Consider the following 22,135-nt stretch of genomic DNA (forward strand, 5'->3'; position numbering starts at 1 on the left):
GTGGACCTGATCACGCGCGCAATGGCGCATTTTGCACCGCGCGCGGCCCTGCGTCGGGCCGAGGCGCATACCCGCTACACAGCATTGATGAACTATGACGGGGCAAGCCGGGGGCGCCGGACCAAGGGATGGAAAGCGCCTGCAAGCTCGGCGGATGCGGCGGGATATGGTTCGCGGCGGCGGTTGCGCCAGCTGAGCCGCGATCTGGTGCGCAATGCGCCCTTTGCAGCGCGGGCCCAGCATCTGATCACGAACAATGTGGTCGGTGGTGGTTTTGTGCCGTCCATTAACGGGGCGGAGGATCCGCAACTGCGCGCTGTTCTCGACACCCATCTTGGCACAACGGCCATCGATGCGATGGGGCTGAATGACCTCGCGGCCTGTCAGCGGATCGCCATGAACGCCGTGTTCGAGAGTGGCGAGTTGCTGGTGCGCCGCCGGATGCGGTTGAAGTCCGATGGCCTGACATTGCCGTTCCAGATCGAGCTGCTGGAGCCGGATTATCTGGACGAGACCAAGCAATGGAATGGCGGCAACGAAGTCATCGAGGGGATCGAATTTGATCCCTGGGGGCGGGTCGTTGCCTATTGGCTCTATGACCAGCATCCCGGCGATGTGAGCCGGACGATCAACACTAAATCCCGCCGCTATGCCGCCCCGGAAATCCTGCATCTGCGCAAGCTGGATCGACCGGGTCAGGCGCGGGGCGTGCCGTGGATGGCGCCGGTGATCCTGACCCTGGGGGAGATGCGCGACTATCAGGAGGCGCAGATCACCAAGCAGCGGATGGCGGCGCTGATGGCGTTTTTTGTGGAGAGCGAGAGCGATGCGGGCGCGTCCAGGGGGACGGGGGCCAGTGCGCTGGATGATATCGGACCGGGCGCGATTATCGAGCTGGCGACGGGTCAGAAGGTCACCGCGACGGAGCCACCGAAAGTCGATGGCTATGACCAGTTCATGAAGCAGGGGCTGAGCGCGATCGCGTCGGGTCTGGGCCTGACCTATGAGGCGCTGTCGGGGGATTTGAGCGGTGTGAACTTCTCCAGCGCCCGGATGGGGCGGATGGAGATGAACCGCAATATCGAGGTGTGGCAGGGCCATATTATCCGCGCGCAATTCCTGACGGGGATCGAGCGGTGGATGCGCGAGGCCTGGCTGCTGAACTTCGGGAAAGCGGCTGACTGGCAGCTGAGCTGGACTGCGCCGCGCCCGCAACTGGTCGATCCGACCAGAGAGATCCCGGCAATGGTGAAAGAGATCTCGGCGGGCCTCAACAGTCGCCACGGCGTGATCCGGTCGCTGGGCCGCGATCCCGAGACAATCGACGCCGAATTGCAAGCGGACACATTCAGCACAGCAGGAGAGATCGATGGAGAGTGATCTGGTCGTGGGCGGCGAGATCGTCCTGAGCGGGGTGATCGGCTTTGACTGGTGGACGGGCGGCGGGATTACCCATGAGCTGGTGGTCGCGGCACTGGAGCAGTTCCCGGGGGATGTGACGGTGCGGCTGAACTCCGGCGGGGGTCATGCGACGGAGGGGGCAGCGATCCATGCGGCGCTGGTCTCGCATCCGGGGCGTGTGACGGTGATCGTCGAGGGTCTGGCGGCTTCGGCGGCGTCGCTGCTGGCGATGGCTGCGGATGATCTGGTGATGTCCGAGGCAGCGATGCTGATGATCCATGATCCGAGCACGGGGATCTATGGCACGGCGGGGGATATGCGCGACGGTGCGGCGGCGCTGGATGCGCTGGCGGGCAATTACGCGCGGATCTACGGCAAGCGGGCGGGAATTACGGCCCGGGCTGCGCGCGACATCATGATTGCGGAGCGGTGGTACGGCTCGCAGGAGGCGGTTGATGCGGGCTTTGCCGATCGTGTTGCGGGCGCCGAGGGCGCGGATGCCGATAGCGCCGCCACGGCAAGCGCGATGAACGCAAGCGTTCCCCTGTTTGATTACCGGCTTTATGCCAATGCGCCTGCGGAGCTGGTGCGGATGGCGGAGACGCGACTGGGTTCGACCTCCCTGCGAGAGCGGCCCGATTTTGTGGCGGCATCTGCTGCTGCGCAACAGCAGCCGAGCGCTGCGACTTCCAACCTTCAGGAGAACAATATGCCCGATCGCAATCCCCAAAGCACACCAGATGCGACGCCCCCGGTGGCGCCCACGATGACCGCACCGACGCCAGCACCGGCACCAGTGCCTGCGCCAACACCCGCACCGGATATGGCTGCGGTGCGGGCGCAAGCGGTGCAGGGCGAGCGGGATCGCAGCGCTGCAATCCGCGCGGCGGCAGCGCCGTTTATGTCCACGCTGGGAGCGGAGGCTGTGGCGTCGATGATTGATGAGGGCATCACGCCCGAGCAGGCAAATGCCCGCATCCTGACACTGATGGCGGGGTCTGCGACTTCAGGTGGTGCACCCACGCCCTCGGGCCAGCGCGCACATATCCAGCGCGATGCAGGGGACACGCGGATGAGCGGCATGGTTGGCGCGCTGATGCACCGCGCGGCGCCCAATCGTCACGCGATGGAGGGCCCGGCAGTGGAGTTCCGCCATATGGGTCTGCGCGGTCTGGCGATGAGCCTGGGCGGGGGCACGGGGTATAACCAGGCGGAGATGGTGCGCCAGGGGATGCGCTCGACCACGATGATGGGCGGCGCGCATGGGGTCAGTGATTTTGCTTACATTACGACAGAGGTGATGCGGCGGATGTTGCGGGCGGATTACACGCGGCGGGCGCCAACATGGGGGGCGATCTCGCGACGGCGCACGGCGACGGACTTCCGCAGCCTGCATTCGGTGCGCTTTGGCGGCGATCTGACCTTCAAGACGGTGGGGGAGAATGGCGAGTACCAGCAGGCGCAGCTGAGCGATGAGGCCGAGAGCCTCGCCGTCCAGAAATACGGTCGCACGCTGAACATCACGTTTGAAGCGATTGTGAATGACGATATGGGCGCGTTCGAGCGTCTGCCATCGGACTTCGCGCGCAATGCCCGCAATCTGGAATCCAAGATCATCTGGGGCCTGATCCGCGACAATGCCAAGCTGGGTGATAATAAGGCGCTGTTCCACGCGGGTCACGGCAATCTGGCCGGATCGGCCGGTGCTGTCAGCGTGGCGGCTGTGGGGGCAGGTCGCAAGGCGATGTGGGAGCAACGCCCCTATGGCAGCACGGATAAGAGCGACTTTATCGAGGTGGAGCCGGATCTCCTGTTCGTGCCGCCTGCGCTGGAGCTTGCGGCCTTGCAGTTCACCACGGCGGTGAACCCGAACAAGCAGGTTGATGTGAACCCGTTCACGCTGACCCCGACGACGGAGGCACGTCTGGGCAGTGCTGCGGGGGGCTCCGATACCGCGTGGTATCTGTTCAGCAGCGAGTTGCCGCCGCTGGAGCATGCTTTGCTGGAAGGGTTCGAGGAGCCGATGGTGGAGACCAAATCGGGGATGAACCCGGATGGTGTGACGATGGATGCGCGTCACATCTTCGGGGCGAACGCGACGGAATATCGCGGCTCTTATAAAAACGCCGGCGCCTGATCCGGACCGGGCGATCTGATCCATCCTGATATTCAATGACATGGAGACACTCATGAAGAATTACGTGCAACCCGGTGATCACGTCACCGTGCCCGCGCCATCCGGTGGCGTTACAGCCGGTGCGCTGGTCACCATCGCCGCGCTGAGCGGTGTCGCGCAGGCGGCGGCTGCTGAAGGCGAGCCTGTGGAGCTGGTGCGCAAGGGGGTTTTTGACCTTCCCAAAACATCGGCGCAGGCCTGGGCCGTTGGGGAGAAGATCTATGCAACCGCTGCGGGGGTCTGCACCACCGTCGCCTCATCCAACATGCTGGTCGGTGTCGCTGTCGAGGTCGCGGCCAACCCGTCGGGCACCGGTCGTGTGCTGCTGGACGGCGCGGCGCGTTAATCGATGGGCTCGCCCTTTGACGGCATGGCCGAGGCCCTGACGGGGATATTTGGCGAGAGCGTCACGCTGATCGTTGATGGCGTTGCGCGGTCTGTTCACGGCGTGCTGCGCCATGTGCCAGTGGAGATGATCCGCGATGGCGGCCAGATCGGCGAGACGCTGCCGGTGTTGCGGATCGCGGCAACGGATGCGGCAGGGCTGAAGGCAGGCCGCGATCTCGTCATTGTCGAAACAGAAACCTACGGGTTCTCCCGCAACCCGCGCCCCTATCGATCGGGGGGCGGGCTTGTCGAAATCGAACTGGAGATCGTCTCATGAGCAAGACCAAATCCTATAAGGTGCTGCGCAGCTGCGTGGCGGCGGATGGCGCATCGATCGCGAAGGGCGGGTCGGTGCTGCTGGATGCGGAGCAGGCGGTGCTGTGGCAGCAGGCGGGCAAGATCGGGGCCTCGGCCCCTACATCTGTCCCGACCCTGATCTCTGAGCCTGTCTCCCCACCGGTCACGACACCAGCCGTCAAAACCGACAGCAAAGCCCCATCACGCGAATGATCCACCAGCGCACGCATATCCGGAGCGCGGCCCATGGGGTGATCCGGGCGGCGCTAGCGGCGGGGATCACGGTGCGGCAGGCCTCGCCCTATGATCTGGGCCGCGATCTGATGCCGTGCGTCTTTGTGACGGGCGGGGATGGATCGGCGCAGGTGGCGGGGCAGTCGCTGGCGCGCGAGATGATGCTGGAGATCAGCATTGTGGATCGCGGGACGGCGGAGGCGATCGAGGATCAGCTCGATGCCTTGCAGGCGCAGGTCGAGATCGCGCTGGCGGCGGATCCACAGCTCGGCGGTGCGTGCCAGAGCCTGCATCTGACACAGGAAAAGCGCGCTTTCGAGAAAGCCGAGGATGTGCTGGGCGAGGCGCTTTTGCTGTTCCGCGTGGTCTACGGCACGACGCGGCGCGATCCCACTACTCTCACATAGTGACGGCAACACTCACATAATTCCACATTACCCACGCAACAGGAGGTGCTCTATGCCCCGCGTAACTGGCGATGATGTCATCGTAAAAATCGGCGACGTGACTGTCACCGGCATCAAGGAGGTGAGCTGGTCCGAGACGACCGGCACGGTGACCTCTTCGATTGCAGGCCGCAAGACGGATCATCACGGCTCCGGCAAAACGACAATGACCGGCTCGATCAAGGTGGAGCGCTATCCCGGCGATGCGGGGCAGGCGGGCCTGATCTCGGGCGCGGTCGTGGCGCTCAAGCTGTTCCCTGACGGGGACGGATCGGGGGCGGAGCAGATCGATGTGGATGTTGTTTTGACGGGTAAGGATTACGGCAATCTGGGGTCCACCGAGTTCCAGACCCATGATGTGCCCTTTGCCAATGCGGGCGATATTGTGCGCACGGCTGTGACATGAACGGGGCCTTTCTGGAGCGGGTCAAGGGAACCCGCAGCTCCGGGATGATCACGATGGATGCGCCGGAACTGGGGACCAAAGAGGATCCGTTCACGCTCTATCTGATGCCGCCTGCCTTGCGCGATAGCGATTATTCCTCGCAGGCGGTGGGCGAGTTCGAGCGGGTGATCCGGTTGTTCATCCGGATTGCGCGGGATGCGGACGGCAAGCGCCTGGTCGAGGATGCGGATCTGCGCGAGTTGATGCGCGAGGGCGGCGCGCCGGTGATGTATCCGGTGGCCTTGCGGGCGCTGAAGCTGGTCGCGGTTCCGAAGTTCGGGGACACGGTAAAAAACTGATGGCGCGTCCCGATCTGCGGACGCGCTATCATCTGGCCTACAAGCTGAAAAAGACCCTCACCGAAATCGAGGCAATGCCCATGGCCGAATATGTCGGATGGCTTGCCCTGTTCGAAGTGGATGCACCAGATGGATGAGCGCATCAGATTGATCCTGAACGGCACGGATCGGGGGGCGTCGCGGGCGGTGCGCACGTTGCGCGGCGAGCTGGGCGGGCTGCGAACTGTTCTGGGGGCCGGTCTGGGCCTTGGCGGAGCCTTTGCCGGGGTGGAGCTGGTGCGCGGGGCGGCCACGGCAATTGCGGGGTTCGGGGCGTCGATGGCGCAGGTGCGCGCGATCACCGATCCGACAGAGGCCGAATTTGCAGCGCTGACGCAAACCGCGCGCGAGCTGGGTGGCACAACGGAGTTCAGTGCCAGCCAGGCGGCGGACGGGTTGCGGTTTTTGGGGATGGCGGGCTTTGACGCGGCGCAAAGCGTGGCGGCAATCCCTGCGGTTCTGGATCTGGCCACGGCGGGGGCGCTGGGTCTGGGGGATGCGGCGGATATTACCTCGAATATCATGTCGGCCTTCGGAATTGCGGCCGGTGATGCGGGGGAGGCTGCGGATGTTCTGGCGGCGGCCTCGTCGCGGGCCAATACGGATATTCCGCAGCTGGGCGAGGCGATGTCCTATGTGGGGCCGGTTGCGGCGGCGATGAATGTGTCGCTGGCCGATACGGCGGCAGCGATCGGCAAGCTGTCGGATGCGGGCATTCAGGCCAGCTCTGCGGGCACGGGGTTGCGCCGGATCCTGTCCACGCTGGTGGCCCCGCCAAAGGAGGCCTCGGATGCGATTGCGGCTCTGGGTCTGGAGCTGGATGATCTGGATCCGAATGTGGTCTCGATCACGCAGATTGTGGACCGGTTCCGGGGGGCGGGTCTGGATGCGGCGGATGCGCTGACGATCTTTGGCGATCGGGGCGGGCCTGCCATTCTGGCGCTGGTGTCGCAGGCGGACGGGCTGCGCGATCTGACGCAGGGCATGCAGGATGTGAGCGGCGAGGCGGACCGCATGGCCTCGGTGATGCGCGATACCCTGGCTGGAGATGTGCAGACGCTGCACTCGGCGGCGGAGGCTCTGGCGCTGTCGCTGGGGGAGGCGGGCTTAGGTGATGCGCTGCGCAGCCTGACGCAAGGCGCGACGGATCTGATCGTGGGGGTGACGGGTCTGGTCGATCATCTGGGGCAGATGAACGCGGCCGGTGATCTCACTTCCGTCAAAATTGGTCTGGTCTTTGTGGGTGTGGCCAAATTGAGCAGCACGCTGATCGGGCTGGCGCCGGTTGTGATGCGGGCGACCACGGCGCTGCGGGCGATGGGTCTGGCGAGCACCTTTGCGCTGGGTCCGGTGGGGGCGGTGATCACGCTGGTCGCGGCGGGGGCGGCGGTGTGGCTGACCTTCCGCGACAATACGGCCGAGGCCGAAACGGGGATGTATGATGCGGTGGCGGGGACGGAGGCGCTGAACACGGCGCTGGCCCTGTTTGGCGACAGCCATGCACCGGATGCGGGGCGCTCGGCGATGGATCTGGCGGAGCGCAATGTGGCGCTGGCGCAATCCTCGCTGGATGCGGCGGAGGCGGAATATACGCTGATGGAGGCATCGCTGGCGCGGGAGCGTCAGGAGGCCAATGCGCTGGCGGCGCAAAGCGAACCGGGGGCATTCCAGCCGCTGCTCTCGGGCGCATCGCTGGTGGAGGAGACGATCTCCGGGGGCGAGCGATTGCTGGCGGCGCAAGAGGCGCTGGTGGCACGGGGGCGGCGCGCGGTCGAGGAAGCGCGGGCGGGCCTGGAGAATGCACGTTCACTGGTGTTCGGGCAGACTACCGGTGATCTGGGCGCGCTGTTCGGGCTCGGGGGCGATGGGCTATTGCCGCCCGAACCCTCGAGCAGGCCACCAGCGGACACGCCGGATAGCGAATCACGACAGCCTGATGAGGCGGAGCAGCGGGCGGAGCGGTTGGCGGCTCTGATGGCGCAGCTGACGGGGCAATCGCGCGATGCGCAGGCCGCGCTGACGCGGGTGGGTCTGAGCCGGGATGCGATCGAGAAGGCGCAGCGGTTCGATGCTGCGGTGCGGATCCTGACAGAGGCGGGGGTTAATCTGGGGGATCAGTGGGAGGATACGGGGCTCACGATCTCGGAGCAAATCGAGGCGATGATCAATGGCACGGTCGATGCGGAGGTCGAGTTCGAGGCGATGGCGGAGCGGTTGCAGGCGGTGCGCGATATTGGCGAGCAGGCAATGTCGGGTCTGGCGGATGCGATTGTGGGCTCTGCGCGCACGGGCAAACTGGCGATCGAGGATCTGGTGGCCAGCGGGCTGGAGGATCTGGCGCGTCTGGGCATCCAGCGCAATGTGACGGGACCGCTCTCGGATGCGCTCTTTGGCGATGGCGGGGTGGCGAGCAGCTTCCTGTCCAACCTGTTCGGGGTTGGCGGTGGCACTGGGGCCAAGACGGTCAAAAGCGCGAATGGCAACGTCTTCGAAGGGGGCGACGTGGTTGCGTTCGCTACTGGCGGCGTTGTGTCAGGGCCAACTACGTTCCCCATGGTTGGCGGCAATACGGGCCTGATGGGCGAGGCCGGGCCCGAGGCGATCATGCCTCTTACCCGGCTGGGCAACGGCAAGCTGGGCGTTCAGGCGACCGGCGGCGGGCAGGGCGGGAATGTCACCGTTGAAATGCCCTTTACCCTGCAAGTGATCGGCGGCGCCTCCGAGGAACGTGTCGAGATGGCCCCTGATGGCAAGTCGGCGCAGCTGTTTATTACAGGCGTTGTCAAAGAGGCTTTCCGCACGGGTACATTCCGCAAGGAGCTGGCGCAATATGGCGCCCGCAAACAACCCGTGGGAGGGGCCTGATATGAGCATCTCGTGGCTGCCCTCGATCCCTTTCGAGACGGAGCAATCCCGCGCTGGATTTAGTGGTCCGTCAGGCGCGTTGACGATCACAAAGATGGATGCCGGATTACCCAAGCGGCGTCGAAGATCGACAGCTGCGCCGCGCGCATTGCCAATGTCGATCACGTTCCTGACCATCGAACAGATTGCAGAGTTCGAGACGTGGTTCGAGGTCTCGACCTTGACGGGTGCGCTGTCCTTCGAGGCCGTCCATCCCCATAAGGGCGGCTTGTCCTTGTTCTCGTTCGCGGATGATCCGGCATATGAAGTGGTGCGGCTGCCCAGCGACCTGTTCACCCTGTCATTCAATCTGTGGGAACTGCCCTCATGAGGCAATTGTCCGAGGTGATGTTGCGGGCCCTGAATGCGCAGGAAACGGGCGAGGTGCTGCTGCCGCTGATTGTGGTCGAGGCCGGGGGCTGGCCGGGGCCCGAGCGGTTTGCGGGGCAAACATGGGCTGATGTGACCAGCGGCGGCCAGACCTATTTTGCGGTGCCGTTCCGCGTGGGATTGCCCGACGAGTCCGACGATGACGATGCCGGTGAAATCGAGCTGTCGATCGACAATGTGTCGCGCGATATCGGGCGGGCGCTGCGCCTTGCCACGGGATCTATCACAGTGACGCTGAGCTTCGTTCTGGCGTCGCAGCCTGACGTGGTCGATATCGGTCCGCTGGAGTTCGACGTGCTGTCGCACAAGACGACATCGCAAGATGTGGTGCTGATCCTGGCGGCCAGCCCGCTAACAGATCAGGTGTTCGGGCAGCACGTCCTGAACACCGTGAATGCGCCCGGTCTGCACAGCTGATGCACTGGACTGATGGGTGGATCGGCCTGCCGCACGCACAGCGCGGGCGGGGGCCGGGATATGATTGTCTGGGCCTGTTCGTCACGATCACCCGCACCAGATCCGGTGCCGTGGTCGATGACCCGCTTTGCACAATCGCGACCTCGCGTGCGGCCGCGCACAAAATGCGGGCGCATTGGTCACCGGTACGGGACGCCCCGCGCGAGGGGGATGCTGCCCTGTTCCGGATCAGGGGTCATGCCCTGCACGTCGGATATGTGCTGGACGCGCACCGGATGCTGCACATCGAGGATGATACTGGATCGCGCATCGAGCGCTGGGACGGGTTGCTGTGGAAGCCGCGTCTGGAAGGATTGTATCGACATGCCGGATAGTATCGAGCTGGTAACCGCTCCGCATAACTTCGCGCCCGTTGCTGTATCGTGGATCGCGCCGGGCGCCACGATCATGGAGATGGTGGGCGCGCATATCCCGTTGGAACATCGCGGTGCGTGCTATGTCGTGCTGTCGCGGGGGGATCGCGCGTGGCCCGTCCCGATCGACATGTGGGGGAAGGTCCGCCCGAAACCGGGAACCACGGTCGAGATCGCGCGGCGTGTCGAGGGCGATGTGCTTCGCATGGCGCTGCTGGTCGCTGTAAGCGTGTTTGCGCCATATCTGGCGGGCACTCTGCTGCCTGTTGGTGTGGCGGCAGAGACCTTGGCTTTGGTCACGGCGGGCATCGGTCTGGTGGGCAACTTGCTGATCAACGCGCTCATCCCACCACCCGAACCGCAGACCGTTCAGAAATCAGATCCGCGCTATGCCATCACCGGCAACTCGAATGCGTTCAACCCGTGGGGGATTGTGCCCTCGGTTCTGGGGCGCCACCGGATGTATCCGGTGCTGACGGGGCGCGGCTATACCGAGCTGGTGGGCGATGATGTCTATTACCGGTTCCGCGCAGTGTGGAGTTACGGCACGGGACATCTGGAGGATCTGCGCATTGGCGAGACCTCGATCACGGCGTTCAGCGATGTCGAGATCGAGCTGCGCAATTTTGACGAGACGCGCACCCGTGCCGCGATCCCCGAACTGGCAGATATGGACTGCGTGTTTTTGGGCGATGAGGCCCCGATGGCGCTGTATCCAAGCGATATCTCGGAGGTCCATGAGAGCGTGGCGCTGCTGATGGATGCGCCGGTGCTGCGGGAAACCGAGGCGAACACCGCCTCTTTCTCGGTCGATCTGTCGCTGAGCGAGGGGCTTTACGGTGTGACGCGCAGCGGGACCAAGAAGTTCAAGATCACGGTGGTTGTGGATTATGAATATCGCGCAGTTGGCAGTGATATGTGGATCGATGCGGGATCCGAAGAATATAGCGGCCTGATCCAGACCTCCTTCGGGGTCAGCAAGACGATCACGCCTGCAGCCCCTGGCAAGTTCGAGGTGAGGATCACGCGGCGCACGGAGGATGAGGCGACCAGCGGCGCGACGCTTTACGGGGCCACGACGCTCTCGGTGATCCGCTCGGTCTCGGCCGAGCCGCTGCCCAATATTCCAAAGACCTGCGAGATCGCGCTGCGGGTGAAGGCCACGGACCAGCTCTCGGGCAGTTTGCAGAGTTTGAACGGGATCTTCTGGCGGCATGCGCCGGTCTGGGACGGGGCGGAATGGTCTGCGCCGCAACCTGTGCGCCATCCGGCATGGGCCTATGCGCTGGCCATGCAAGGTGATCACCTCGCCCGCCCTGTGCCCGATGTGCAGATTGATCCCGATGATCTGAAGGAGTGGGCGGATGTGGAGCCGCATTGGACCTGCGATATGGTGGTGGATCAGCCCGAGCGCCTTGCTGACGTGCTGCGCGCGATTGCAGCGACCGGGCGCGCTACGCCAACCCGCCGTGATCTGAAATATACAATCGTGCGGGATCTGGCTGACGGTCCAATCGCAGGACATATGAGCCAGCGCACCGTGTCCGGGTTCGAATTCGAGCGCGTGGTGCGCCCCGCCGTGCATGCCCTGCGGATGCGATACATCTCGGAGGCGCATGGCTGGCAGCAGCATGAACTGACCGTTTACGATGACGGCTACGATGCCGGCAATGCCACCAATATTGAAACGATGGAGCTGCGCGGGTTTGTGCTAACCGGTGACGATACCGATCAGGGCAACATCTGGCGCATCGGTCGATATCACATCGCCGCTTACCGTTTGCGGCCCGAGGAGTTCACCTGGACGACTGACTGGGAGCATGTCCGCTACAATAACGGTGACAAGATCATCGTGCAGCACGACGTGGCGCTGTTCGGCGTGGGGGCAGGGCGCATCGTCGAGGTGGGCACGGTCGGAACCTCGATCGCATGGGTGCGCATGGATGAGCGGTTCCGCTTGTCCGATGGCGCGCCTGAAACGGCTGCCGAGATCGCGTCAACGCAGTCCTACACCGATGGTGCCGTGATGCACCTGTCGCCGGTCGCTGAGCCGGTCAGCTTTGCTGTAGCCGGGGCGCGATCAGCGCGCGCCGAGGATCGCGGTGCAATCCTCTATCTGGATCCGGTGGCGAGAGAGGTCAGCTTTGATCGCACGCAAGGTGCGGCCGTATCGGGGACCCGCCGCCTGCGTCTGCGCGGACGTGATCGGGACGGCGATACGGTGCTGGGCGAGGTGACTTATGAGGCGGGTGAGGTCGCGACATTCCATTTTGTGGACAGGATTGATGTCGGGGCTTTGGCTGTTGGTGATCACGTGATGTTGGAGGAGATCGAGGCCGAGCCGGTCACCCTGCTGGTCCGCCGGATAGGACGCTCGGGTGTGGACAGCGCCACCTTCTCGGCCGTGGCTGCTGCTCCAGGCGTTCTGGTCGCAGATCAAGGGCTGATCCCTGCCTATGATCCGCAAATCACCGATCTGCCGGTGCTCGATCTTCAGGGGCCTGCATTGCCCGTGGTTGCGCGCGCGGTGTCAGATGAAACGTCCTGGCTGGAACAGCGCGGTGGCGCTGCGCAGCCGCGTATCCTTGTCGCATTGCAGGCGGATACGCAGCGGGGCGTATCGGCCGCGCAGTACCGTCTGCGCTGGCGGCAGGCGGAGGCTGGCCTCGAGGCCGGGGGCAGCGGGACTGGCAACGGGACGAGTCCCCGGTGGCAGGTTGGGCCGTTCGAACCTGTCTCCAGCCGCTATCTCTACACCGCAGCGCTGCAGGACGGTGTTCTCTATGAGGTCGCGGTGCAATCGCTGGATGCTTTGGGTCGATCGCGGGGCTGGGTCGCGGCAGGCAGCGTAGTGGCCAGTGCCTATGATGCGCCGCCGCCGGATGTGGTGCAGCTGCTGGCACGGCTGAACGGCTTTGATCTGACGCTGAGCTGGCCTGCCGTGGCGACACCGGACCTGCGCGGCTATGAGGTCCGCTATGCCTTCGATCCGGCCGTTTCCTGGGATGCCGCGCAGCCGATGCTGGAGGTTCCGGCGGGGCAGGTCGCGGCGACGGTGGCGCGGCGCACGGGGCACTGGATGGTCCGCGCGGTGGATTATTCCGGCCAGACCAGTCTGGCAGAGGCCTCGGTTCTGGTCGCGGCGGATAATACGCAGCACCGGCTGGTCTATTCTGCGGAGCTGGTGGACGCGGGCTATGCTGTGGGGTTTGCGGATCCGGAGGTCGGGGCGGCGGAAGACACATCCGGAGCGGTGCGCCTGCTGGCGGAGAATGACGCATATCCAGCCTCGGCCGTCTGGACGAAATCCACTGGCGGCTCCTTCACAGAAACCGCAGCCCATAAGCTCTACCTGCTCGATTGCGAGATCGATGCCTATGCCGAGCATTCCGGCGGCGGGGTGCCGGGCAAATGGTCGGTGGAGATTGCGCGGCAACCGGAAGGCTTGCTGTCGGAGATCGCGCAGCTGCGGGGCATTGTTCCGGGCGAGGAGTTCGAGCTGGGCGGCGTGACGCTGGCCTATCTGGTCTTGCGTAGCGAGGATGCGCAGACCACGCCGGTGGTGCGTTCCGCGAAATGGCGCATCCTCGAGGCGCCACGGGCCGAGTTCGGCGAGGTGACCAGCAGCGACAGTTCCTATGTCGAGGTGGTGTTTGACTGGCCCTTCGGTCAGGTGCCGCAGGTGCAGGTCACGGCAAAGGATGCCTCGGATGTGGTCTCCTTGCAGGTCTATTCCGTGAGCGCCAACCGGTTCCGCGTGCTTGCCTATGACGGGGCGGGGGCGCCGGTTGTGGCGGAGCTGTCCTGGACGGCGACGGGCTACGGCCAGCGGGTGAACATTCCGGCCAGTGCGGCCTTGCCTGCACCGCCACCACGCTATTCCTGATCAATCTGAAAGGGGGCTCTTATGGCTCATTCCACGGATGTGGTGCAGTTGAACACTGCGCCGCACCTCATTGCCGATGCTGCAACATTCCTGCGGATCCAGAACCGGGGATCCTATGCGGTGCGCATCCTCTACGCGGCCAGCCTGCCTGCGGAGTATCAGGATCTGGGCGAGGATCTCGCTGTGGGCTCGGTGGATATCCGCGCCGATCTGGCGAACCGCCAGCTGCAATGCTGGGCGTGGTCTGCGGGTAGCGGGACGTTGAGCGTCGAGCGCGACCAATGACGCAATTGCACGGCGCGGGGCAGCGCCACGTTCAAACCGGGGAGGTCGGTATCATGGGCATTGGCGCGGCGCGGGCCGATTTTGAGAACTTTGTTAGCTGCGATCGAGCGACATCAGCGACGGCCTTGGTGGGCGGGGTGCTGAGCAACTTCGCCGCGGGGGCGGTGGTGCGCTATCCCGATCCTGATGATCCGACGCGCGGCGTGATGCGGGTCGAGCCACAGGCGACCAACCACGTGCGTTCGAATGATGGCACGGGTGCAGCGGTCGGGCGTCTGGATGCGGGCGGGGCGCTGCCGACCGGGTGGACGGCACCCTTCGGCCTGCCATCATCCGCAGTTGAGGTCGTGCAGATCGGTGAGGATGTAGGCTTGCCTTATATCCGCATTCGGCTGCAAGGCGTCACGACCAGCAGCAGTGTTTTTATCTATACCGAGGGCGTCGGGGCTGTGGCGGCGGAGGATGGGCAGCTCTGGGCGCAATCTGTTTACATGCGCCTGATCTCGGGATCGCTGGCAAATATCTCGGCCATCAGAGTCCGGCCTGAAGCGCGGGCAAGTGGTGGCACGGGTCATAGTGGATATGCGGGCAGTGATGTGGCGATCGGCGCGGATTGGCAGCGATGTGCTCAGGGTGCCGCACTCGCAGATGCGAATGGCGCAGGTGAAATCTCCTATCTCGTGCCGACCATACAGATCGCGTCGACGTCGGGAGCGGCGATCGATGTGACGCTCGATATCGGTCTGCCGCAAATGGAGCTCGACGCCGTGACCTCACCGATCCGCACCTCCGGCGCGATGGCCACTCGGGCGGCGGATGTCGTGACCACGCCCGCGCCGGTGAATGGCGGCGTCTTTAGTGTGGTGGTCGACTTCCGGTTCTCGGCCGTCCAGGTCGCGGGGAGATCGGCGCGGGTTTTTGACTTTGGCGGCGATGAAGGCCGATCACTGCGGTTGCAGCATAATGGCGGGTTGAACACAGGCGATCTGTTGCTGGTGCTGCATGACGCGCCCTCCGAGGGCGGGGCCGTTCTGGGCGTCACGTTGGGGGTGATCACTGCGGGCCTATGGCAGCGGGCCGTTGTCGTGGTTGATGGCGCTGACCTGCGGGTGCGCCTGTCGGGCGAAGCGGAGGTAAGTCGCAGTGATTTTGCTCTGCCGCGATCCGGCCTGCATACACTGGCATTGGGCGCGAGCCATACTGGCACTGTCGCGTTGGTCGGGCCGTTGGAATATCGTGCTATCACGGTTTATGACCGCTCGCTTTCCTCGGCCGAGATCACCGAACTGGTGGAGGGCGCATCATGATCATCCGATTGCGGGCCGCGTCGCGTGCGGTGCTGGAGGCGGCGTTCCGGCAGTTCGGGGTGCTGCAGCCAGATGGTATCGCTGGCGATGAGGGGGAAAGTACAGGCGCCAGTGCTGGCTGGCGACCGGCGCGGGGCATCAGCCTGGTCTGGCTGGGCCGGTTCAAGATCGGCGAGGATATCCTCGATCCTGAAACCGGCGATGTGGTGACGCCAGCACCAGTAGACCCGCGCGAGCATGTCGATCTGCTGGTGACGGGGCCCGCACTGACGGCCGCCTTCCACGATGCTGAAACCGGTCAGAGCGCCACTATGGCGGCGGTCGATGCGCTGCTGCTGATCTGGGCCACGGGCGGCACCGCAGTGGAAACCACCACCGGCATGGAAACCGCGCTGTCCTATGCGGGGATCGAGTTGATCGAGGATATCCGCACCCCGCGCCATGTGTTCGCAGGGGTGGTGCCATGAGGCCGCATCGCGACCGTCGGATTGAATGGTGGTTCGCCCGCGTGACCTTGTGCTTCGGGCTGTTCCTGATGGCACCGGCGCAGAGCATGGACAGCCTCGCCTTTGTCCAGCTGCGCCTCTGGGCCCCTGAATTCTATTGGGGGCTGCTCTTTGCGGTCACGGGTGTGACGCATTGCGGGGCGCTGTGGATCAACGGGCGGCGGTGGTGGACGCCGCTGGTTCGGTTCTGCATCGCGGGGGTCAACTTCTCGGTCTACCTGATCTTTGCGGCGGGGTTCTACTCGGTGGATCCTTGGACCACGGGGGTGTTCTTTTACGGTCTGGCGATGAGCTATGCCTCGATCGTGGTCTTCTATGGCGCGGTGAAGGATTCCTATCACGCGCTGGGGGCCCGCCATGCTCAGTACTGAACAACTGGCGGCGCTGGCCGTCTCGATCCTGGGCACGATCACGGCCGTGGCGCGGTGGGCATGGGTGCAGGGCAAGAAGGAGGCGGGGGATGCTCCGTCTGCCGCCACGCCTTTGTGCCAGTACCCGCCGGAGCTGTCGTCCAAGATCGACCGCCTGACCTGGGCCGTAGATGAAATGCGCAAGGACCTGCGCGACATCGAGCGGGGCATCAAATGACCGATCTGCACTCTACACAAACGGGGGTTGAGGCATGCTGACAGTGGAGGAAATGATCCGCGATATCCTGCGCAGCGAGGGCGGCTTTGTGAACGATCCCGATGATCCGGGCGGGCCGACCAATTGGGGCGTGACGATCCACACAATGCGCCGTCTGGGGCTGGATGTGGACGGTGACGGCGATGTCGATATCGAGGATGTGCGGGCGCTGCCGATCGGGATGGCCGCGGAGATCTTCGCAACCGAATATCTGCGGAAACCGCGCATCGATGCGCTGCCTGCGCCGCTGCAACCGGCGGTGTTCGATATGCAGGTCAATGCAGGATCGCGGGCGGTTCGGCTTCTCCAGCAACTGCTGCGCGAGTGCGGCTATGCGGTCGGGGCGATCGACGGGCTGATCGGGGCGCGCACCATTGGCGCGGCGGCCGATGCGATTGGCGAGCTGGGGCCGCAAGTGCTGGTCGATGGCTACGGCATCCTGCGGCGGGACTTCTATTACCGGCTGGCGGATCGGCGGCCTGCCAGTCGCAAATATGCGCGCCGCCGCGATGGCGGCAAGGGCGGCTGGATCACGCGGGCCGAGGCGTTCATGTCGCCCGCTGCGCGCTACACGCAGGAACAGCATCAGCGGAGGGTCGCGGCATGGGGCTGAGCATTGGAAGCGCGGAGCTTGGAAGCCTGACGGGCCTGATCTCGGGGGCAGGGCGGGCTGTTGCGGATGTCGCGGGGGCCTTCACCCCGAATGCGGAGGCAAGTGCTGCGCGGGCGGCGACGGCGCGTTCTTCGGCCCTCGCGCAGTTCGCGGCGGAGTTCCAGCCGCGCCGGACCTGGTTCGATGCGCTCATCGACGGGGTAAACCGGATCCCGCGCCCCGCAATGGCGCTCGGCACGATCGGCCTCTTTGGCTGGGCCATGGCCGACCCGATCGGCTTTGCCGCCCGCATGCAGGGCGTCGCCCTGATCCCCGAGCCGATGTGGTGGCTGATGGGCGCCATTGTCGGCTTCTACTTCGGTGCACGTGAGCTGAGCGCCGCCCGCAGCAGGAGCGGGATAACACCTGAGGTGGTGGAGGCGGCGGCTGCCAGTATCGAGCGGATTGAGGGGATCGCGTGGAGATCGGGAGAGGTTGAGCGCGGCGGTGTTGGAGTGCCTAGCAACGCGCTGACGCCCGGTGTTGCTGCCGCGCCGGATCCGGAGCTGGATCTCGACGCGGTCAGCAGCGTGAACCCTGAACTGGGTGCATTTTTGCTTAGGGTCAGGGGATAGGAGGCATTTCAGTCAAGGCAAAGGTAAAGTCTAAGCTCATGAACTATATATTGATTTGCCGTATATAGTTTGCGAGCACTAGCAAACTCTGCCTTCTTCTTTGGGCCTCGTTCGCAAATTTCCTGTGCCCGAGCATCTGCGTTTGCTCTGGATATTGCTAGTGCCGGGGCTGTTAGGTATTCAATGTTATCTATCTGAATATCTACGCTGTCTCCATTGAAGGAGGCGACAAGAGGTTCAGATGGTTGGGAGATACATCCGCTAATCAAAAATAAGAGCGTGAATGCTGTGGCGATTTTATGCATTAAGAATCTATCCTTTTGTTAACGCCTGCAACCTGCTTTTAAATTTCATTATCGTAAAGCGTAGATTGTTAACTAAGGTTAATTTTTAATTAGTTCGTTTGAAGCGAATGTTCCGGTTTTTAATTATGTTGTTGTTTATTAACGTTATTGTGTCGCGCGTTCCCGCCACGCTTGGGCGCGCCTAAAATAGGCGTAAGACCACTCCCTACACACTCAACGAACCTGAAACGATGCTTCCTACACGGGGGCTTGGGCGCGCCAACGCCCTCACCATGCGGAAACCCATTAGAAACCCGCACCGACCGGCTTACACAATCGATCGCCCGTGACCCCAAGGGGCCGTGGCACCATCGCCGGAAATTCCTAATGAACGATTACCAGAAAGTCCGTCCCGCTGCGCCCGTCGCACCATGGCTGGGCGGCAAGAAAGCCCTGCACAAATGCCTGATCAAGCGCATCGAGAGCATCCCTCACAGAACCTATATCGAGCCCTTTGTCGGCATGGGCGGGGTCTTTTTGCGCCGCAGTTGGCGGCCTCGGCTTGAGGTCGCGAATGATCTGAACGGCGAGATCGTGAACCTGTTCCGCATCTTGCAACGCCACTATCCCTACATGCTCGATCTAATGCGGTTCCAGCTCTCGTCGCGATCCGACTTCGAGCGGCTGCGCCAGGTCAAACCTGAAACCCTGACCGACCTGGAGCGCGCTGCGCGGTTCCTGTTCCTGCAGCGGCTGGCCTTTGGCGGGCAGGTGGGTGGTGTGTTCGGTGTTGCCTCGACATCCGGTCCGCGGTTCAGCCTCTCCAAGCTGGAGCCGATCCTCGCCGCCGCCCATGACCGCCTTGATGGCGTGGTGTTCGAGCAGCTCGACTGGTCCGAGGTCATCCGTCGTTACGATAGCGAACAGTCCCTGTTCTATCTCGATCCACCCTATGCAGGCGGCGAGGCCGATTACGGCAAGGGCATGTTCGAGCGCGAGATGTTCGGCCAGATGGCGGACCAGCTGGCCTCGATCAAAGGTGCCTTTGTTCTCAGCATCAACGACACCCCCGAGATCCGCGAGACCTTCGCCGCGTTCCATCTGGAGGAGGTCTCGCTGACCTACACAATCAGTGCCGGGGCCGCGACCGAGGCGAAGGAACTGGTCATCTCTAACAGGGAGGTGATTGTGGATTTGTTTGGGTGAAGAGGGCAGGTTGGGGCGGGTAGCGGCCATTTGCTGCGTGTACTCGGCATCTCAAAAGAGGTTGTGATAAATCCAAAAAAATGCCGGATATTTATCATTTTACTCAATTGTCCACGTGACGAGATACGTTCCACATTAAGCAATGCTGACAGCCTACAATGCGGCACCACAAAACATCGAAACAACAAAAAAAGTCTGTAAAGCTATACCAAAATATTATTTAATATTAGCAAATTATATGCGTGGGAAAATTCAAAAATTCAGATGGGAATATGAAATCGAAAGGGGCGGGCATGCCTAACACTAAGATATTCATCTCAACGGAAATGGTGGATGAGAGGCATAGAAATGATTTTTGGTTTTCTGTAGTATCCCCAATTTTTGAACCGTCACTAATTCAAGATTCAGGTGATAAAACATGTAAGGGTGTTATAAAATCAAAGATGATAGGAAGCCTATCAGTGAGTAGTTCAGAGTTTAATGCACAAAGCTGCCTTAGGAATAAGCGAAGCATAATTAAATCTGAAATTGATAGTTACATATTTCAAATGTACACATCAGGAAGCTTCATTGGCGATTTTGATGGCAAAATAAGTTCTGTGCAGACAGGAGATATCTGCATCGTAGATCCAATGCGATTGCTGAAGGGGGACGCAACTAGCGGTTCGACTTTAACGATTGTGGCCCCGCGTGACATGATTGACCGAGAGGCTAGGGGGGCACTTCACGGTATGGTTCTGCGATCACACGACCCAGCCACGCGCATGCTGTCAAGTTTTATGCAGGGGCTACAAGATGTAAGTAACTCAATTAAAAAAGACGTCACGATTAAGTTCGAGGATGCCTTTACTAAACTAGTATCGGCCAATATGCATGAGACCGAAAAATATGCGGCTACCCCAACATCACTCTTCTCATCTTCGTTAAGGGAGAGAGTTTTAGATTATATTGATTTAAATCTGCTAAGCTCTGATATCTGCGTAGAGGGTTTGATGAGGCGCTTCCGAGTATCGCGGGCTCAATTATATCGTGTATTCGCACAGGATGGTGGTATCGCAAAGCTGATCCGAGATAGGCGATTAGATGTTGGCTATGAAATTTTAAGTAACTCAAAATTTTCAGATAAATCCATTGAATTTATAGCCCTTTACCTTGGATTTTCTAGTAGCAGCCAGTTTATCCGAGCATTTAAAACAAGGTTTGATTGCACCCCGAGCGTAATTAGAACTGAAAGCATATCGCGAGGTGCTAGCTTTAAGTTGCATGATCATTTTAAAAAATTTATTTAAATTTTAAGAATTACAGTATAGGGACTTTCTATTTTTTAGATGCCTTTCAATCATTTCATTTCTTTTTTTACCTTTGGCAATTAGCTGAGCGGATTTCGGTCTGTAATCAAGATTCATTAATTGCGGAAAAATGGTCACAATCTCATCTCGCGATTTAGTGGGAACCATCTTTAGAGCCTCAGGTCCAGTAAATAAGCTCTCTGATGGTGAACCTTCGGCAATTATTACCTCATGATCTTCGAATAACAAATGTGTATAATTTATCGCACGGGTCGACTCATCAACGTAAATCCCAGGAATTTTGGTTAATTTTACAGCCGCAACCAATACACAATTTTTCTTAAATAGACGCTCTGTGATTTTTGATGAAACGAGCATTCGGTGCTGCTGTGACACCAATAGGTCACGCCTAGGAAGTCCTTCCCCCATAGCACCGGCGGTTATGCGCACTGGGTAGAGTTTTGGATTTTCGCGTAATTCTTTTTCGTCAAACTGTCGAGATCCGATCCAACGAATAGTTCGTCGTTTGCCGTCCAGGTTCAGCACGTCATCGCCTACTCGAAGCTCTTCAATTGGCCTTTGGCCCTTAGCGGTAAGGATATTTGTTCCATTCGCGAAGCAAACAAAAATTGAAACATTATCTATCAATGCACCTAAAGCATTGCTGGGGCCCAACTCCGTAAATCGAATTATGTAATTGCCACTAGACGTAAACGTAACCGGAACCGAAACCGGTTGAAGAGAGTTTGCAGTAGGAAAAAAATCTGCACTGACAATTTGGTTACCAGCGCTATCCAAAATTTCAACGCGAAAACCTTCTAGCCCTGCATCAGGATTTGAAGCATCACGCAGTCCAGTATCAAAATTCAAACTCGTTGACGTTGGGTTCGTAACTGTAAATGTTTGCTGCATTACAGTGATTACACTTGCTGGTGGATTGCCATCCATCTCGGCCACTTTGTTGTCAGAGCCACCGCTGAAATATTGAGCCTCTGTTAGGCCTATCTCTGTATCAGTTCCTGACCAGTTAGCATTGCCAGACTCAAAACCACCATTTATGATTAGTTGTTGAATGGCCATCGCTATACTTATTTTCTGATTTAAGTTTGGGTGGATTTCCTAAATATCAAAATACCTCTCCGCTTATCGACGGTCATTAGCGTCAAGTCTCATTCCTATCGCGATTTTGTCTCCTACAGCCCTGCAATGGCGCCTGCAGAGCGGGCCAAGATATGGCCGCACATCGCTCCAAGCGAACAGCTTTCTAGACTTTAAGCGCTAGCGTGCTCCTGAATGCTCCGCCTACACACAGTAATGCCTAATAACTCAGTGTGATTTTTGCTTAACGTTGCAAAGTATCATGCGACTGAAGGCAATTTTATGCAATTAGATGCGTATTTTTTAATTAAAGGACGAAAATATAGAAAGCTGAGTGCGGTTGGTCCATTTAAAAAGGGGATATTAAATTTTGGCCTGGAGCGAAGTAGAGCCATGGACCCAATGCTATTTCGAGGGAGGTTTCACTTTAGCTCGGCCGACTTTAGTAAACGTCCAATTTGGGCGGTAAGCGCCACTGCGGACTCCTAACGGCATGTTTGGGGCCGATTCGATAGGTCTGCGCGACCTTCGTGCGCCGGATTAGTGGTATCATGGTCGGTCACTTCAGGCGT

At 61.0% G+C, this 22,135-nt stretch carries 24 protein-coding genes; 23 read left to right on the forward strand and 1 reads right to left on the reverse strand.

Features of this window, described 5'->3' with window-relative positions:
* The 23 genes from CR254_RS06070 (at position 1) to CR254_RS06175 (ending at position 20,465) form a co-directional block, all read left to right on the forward strand.
* Positions 1 to 1,380 (forward strand): phage portal protein, encoded by a 1,380-nt coding sequence (locus CR254_RS06070; protein WP_097928955.1) that lies wholly within the window; start codon positions 1 to 3, stop codon positions 1,378 to 1,380.
* Complete coding sequence (locus CR254_RS06075; RefSeq protein WP_097928956.1) at positions 1,370 to 3,538, forward strand: head maturation protease, ClpP-related; 2,169 nt, start codon at positions 1,370 to 1,372, stop codon at positions 3,536 to 3,538. Before CR254_RS06070 ends, CR254_RS06075 begins: the two co-directional genes overlap by 11 nt.
* A gap of 52 nt (positions 3,539 to 3,590) precedes the next feature.
* Positions 3,591 to 3,923, forward strand: a complete 333-nt coding sequence (locus tag CR254_RS06080) for a DUF2190 family protein (protein ID WP_097928957.1) — start codon at positions 3,591 to 3,593, stop codon at positions 3,921 to 3,923.
* A 3-nt stretch (positions 3,924 to 3,926) separates the two neighbouring features.
* On the forward strand, positions 3,927 to 4,241 hold the full coding sequence (locus CR254_RS06085; protein ID WP_097928958.1) for a head-tail joining protein: 315 nt from the start codon (positions 3,927 to 3,929) through the stop codon (positions 4,239 to 4,241).
* The gene (locus CR254_RS06090; RefSeq protein WP_097928959.1) at positions 4,238 to 4,474 is read left to right on the forward strand and encodes a hypothetical protein; all 237 of its coding nucleotides are present in this window, start codon (positions 4,238 to 4,240) and stop codon (positions 4,472 to 4,474) included. The genes CR254_RS06085 and CR254_RS06090 overlap by 4 nt, the downstream gene beginning before the upstream one ends.
* Positions 4,471 to 4,902 (forward strand): hypothetical protein, encoded by a 432-nt coding sequence (locus CR254_RS06095; protein ID WP_097928960.1) that lies wholly within the window; start codon positions 4,471 to 4,473, stop codon positions 4,900 to 4,902. Before CR254_RS06090 ends, CR254_RS06095 begins: the two co-directional genes overlap by 4 nt.
* A 52-nt stretch (positions 4,903 to 4,954) precedes the next feature.
* Entirely contained in the window at positions 4,955 to 5,347 is a 393-nt protein-coding gene (locus CR254_RS06100) for a hypothetical protein (RefSeq protein WP_097928961.1), read from the forward strand.
* Complete coding sequence (locus CR254_RS06105) at positions 5,344 to 5,685, forward strand: hypothetical protein (protein ID WP_097928962.1); 342 nt, start codon at positions 5,344 to 5,346, stop codon at positions 5,683 to 5,685. The genes CR254_RS06100 and CR254_RS06105 overlap by 4 nt, the downstream gene beginning before the upstream one ends.
* Positions 5,685 to 5,822 (forward strand): hypothetical protein, encoded by a 138-nt coding sequence (locus tag CR254_RS18005; RefSeq protein WP_180955901.1) that lies wholly within the window; start codon positions 5,685 to 5,687, stop codon positions 5,820 to 5,822. The genes CR254_RS06105 and CR254_RS18005 overlap by 1 nt, the downstream gene beginning before the upstream one ends.
* The gene (locus CR254_RS06110; protein ID WP_180955902.1) at positions 5,815 to 8,589 is read left to right on the forward strand and encodes a phage tail tape measure protein; all 2,775 of its coding nucleotides are present in this window, start codon (positions 5,815 to 5,817) and stop codon (positions 8,587 to 8,589) included. The genes CR254_RS18005 and CR254_RS06110 overlap by 8 nt, the downstream gene beginning before the upstream one ends.
* Before the next feature lies 1 nt (position 8,590).
* The gene (locus tag CR254_RS06115) at positions 8,591 to 8,959 is read left to right on the forward strand and encodes a hypothetical protein (protein WP_180955903.1); all 369 of its coding nucleotides are present in this window, start codon (positions 8,591 to 8,593) and stop codon (positions 8,957 to 8,959) included.
* Positions 8,956 to 9,435 (forward strand): DUF1833 family protein, encoded by a 480-nt coding sequence (locus CR254_RS06120; RefSeq protein WP_097928965.1) that lies wholly within the window; start codon positions 8,956 to 8,958, stop codon positions 9,433 to 9,435. Before CR254_RS06115 ends, CR254_RS06120 begins: the two co-directional genes overlap by 4 nt.
* Positions 9,435 to 9,809, forward strand: coding sequence for an NlpC/P60 family protein (locus tag CR254_RS06125; protein WP_097928966.1), 375 nt, complete (start codon positions 9,435 to 9,437; stop codon positions 9,807 to 9,809). Before CR254_RS06120 ends, CR254_RS06125 begins: the two co-directional genes overlap by 1 nt.
* A complete protein-coding gene (gpJ, locus tag CR254_RS06130; RefSeq protein WP_097928967.1) occupies positions 9,799 to 13,734 on the forward strand; it encodes a TipJ family phage tail tip protein in 3,936 nt (1,311 codons plus the stop codon). The genes CR254_RS06125 and gpJ overlap by 11 nt, the downstream gene beginning before the upstream one ends.
* 21 nt (positions 13,735 to 13,755) lie before the next feature.
* Positions 13,756 to 14,019: a hypothetical protein gene (locus CR254_RS06135; RefSeq protein ID WP_097928968.1), complete on the forward strand. Its 264-nt coding sequence runs from the start codon at positions 13,756 to 13,758 to the stop codon at positions 14,017 to 14,019.
* Positions 14,016 to 15,326 carry a phage head spike fiber domain-containing protein gene (locus CR254_RS06140; protein WP_097928969.1) on the forward strand — a complete coding sequence of 437 codons (1,311 nt, stop codon included), beginning with the start codon at positions 14,016 to 14,018 and terminating at the stop codon, positions 15,324 to 15,326. Before CR254_RS06135 ends, CR254_RS06140 begins: the two co-directional genes overlap by 4 nt.
* Positions 15,323 to 15,793 carry a hypothetical protein gene (locus CR254_RS06145; RefSeq protein WP_097928970.1) on the forward strand — a complete coding sequence of 157 codons (471 nt, stop codon included), beginning with the start codon at positions 15,323 to 15,325 and terminating at the stop codon, positions 15,791 to 15,793. Before CR254_RS06140 ends, CR254_RS06145 begins: the two co-directional genes overlap by 4 nt.
* Positions 15,790 to 16,203, forward strand: coding sequence for a hypothetical protein (locus CR254_RS06150; protein ID WP_097928971.1), 414 nt, complete (start codon positions 15,790 to 15,792; stop codon positions 16,201 to 16,203). Before CR254_RS06145 ends, CR254_RS06150 begins: the two co-directional genes overlap by 4 nt.
* Positions 16,190 to 16,420 carry a hypothetical protein gene (locus CR254_RS06155; RefSeq protein ID WP_097928972.1) on the forward strand — a complete coding sequence of 77 codons (231 nt, stop codon included), beginning with the start codon at positions 16,190 to 16,192 and terminating at the stop codon, positions 16,418 to 16,420. Before CR254_RS06150 ends, CR254_RS06155 begins: the two co-directional genes overlap by 14 nt.
* A gap of 34 nt (positions 16,421 to 16,454) precedes the next feature.
* Positions 16,455 to 17,072 (forward strand): holin-associated N-acetylmuramidase, encoded by a 618-nt coding sequence (locus tag CR254_RS06160; RefSeq protein WP_097928973.1) that lies wholly within the window; start codon positions 16,455 to 16,457, stop codon positions 17,070 to 17,072.
* Positions 17,063 to 17,686 (forward strand): holin family protein, encoded by a 624-nt coding sequence (locus CR254_RS06165; RefSeq protein ID WP_097928974.1) that lies wholly within the window; start codon positions 17,063 to 17,065, stop codon positions 17,684 to 17,686. Before CR254_RS06160 ends, CR254_RS06165 begins: the two co-directional genes overlap by 10 nt.
* Before the next feature lie 671 nt (positions 17,687 to 18,357).
* Positions 18,358 to 19,176, forward strand: coding sequence for a DNA adenine methylase (locus CR254_RS06170; protein ID WP_097928975.1), 819 nt, complete (start codon positions 18,358 to 18,360; stop codon positions 19,174 to 19,176).
* Positions 19,177 to 19,469: 293 nt separating this feature from the next.
* Complete coding sequence (locus tag CR254_RS06175) at positions 19,470 to 20,465, forward strand: AraC family transcriptional regulator (protein ID WP_180955904.1); 996 nt, start codon at positions 19,470 to 19,472, stop codon at positions 20,463 to 20,465.
* A gap of 3 nt (positions 20,466 to 20,468) precedes the next feature.
* Here the strand turns inward: CR254_RS06175 and CR254_RS06180 are convergent, their stop codons facing one another.
* The gene (locus CR254_RS06180) at positions 20,469 to 21,545 is read right to left on the reverse strand and encodes a Hint domain-containing protein (protein WP_097928977.1); all 1,077 of its coding nucleotides are present in this window, start codon (positions 21,543 to 21,545) and stop codon (positions 20,469 to 20,471) included.
* Positions 21,546 to 22,135 lie beyond the last annotated feature (590 nt).

This window comes from Pontivivens marinum (genome assembly GCF_900231835.1).
GTDB classification, from domain to species: Bacteria; Pseudomonadota; Alphaproteobacteria; order Rhodobacterales; family Rhodobacteraceae; genus Pontivivens; species Pontivivens marinum.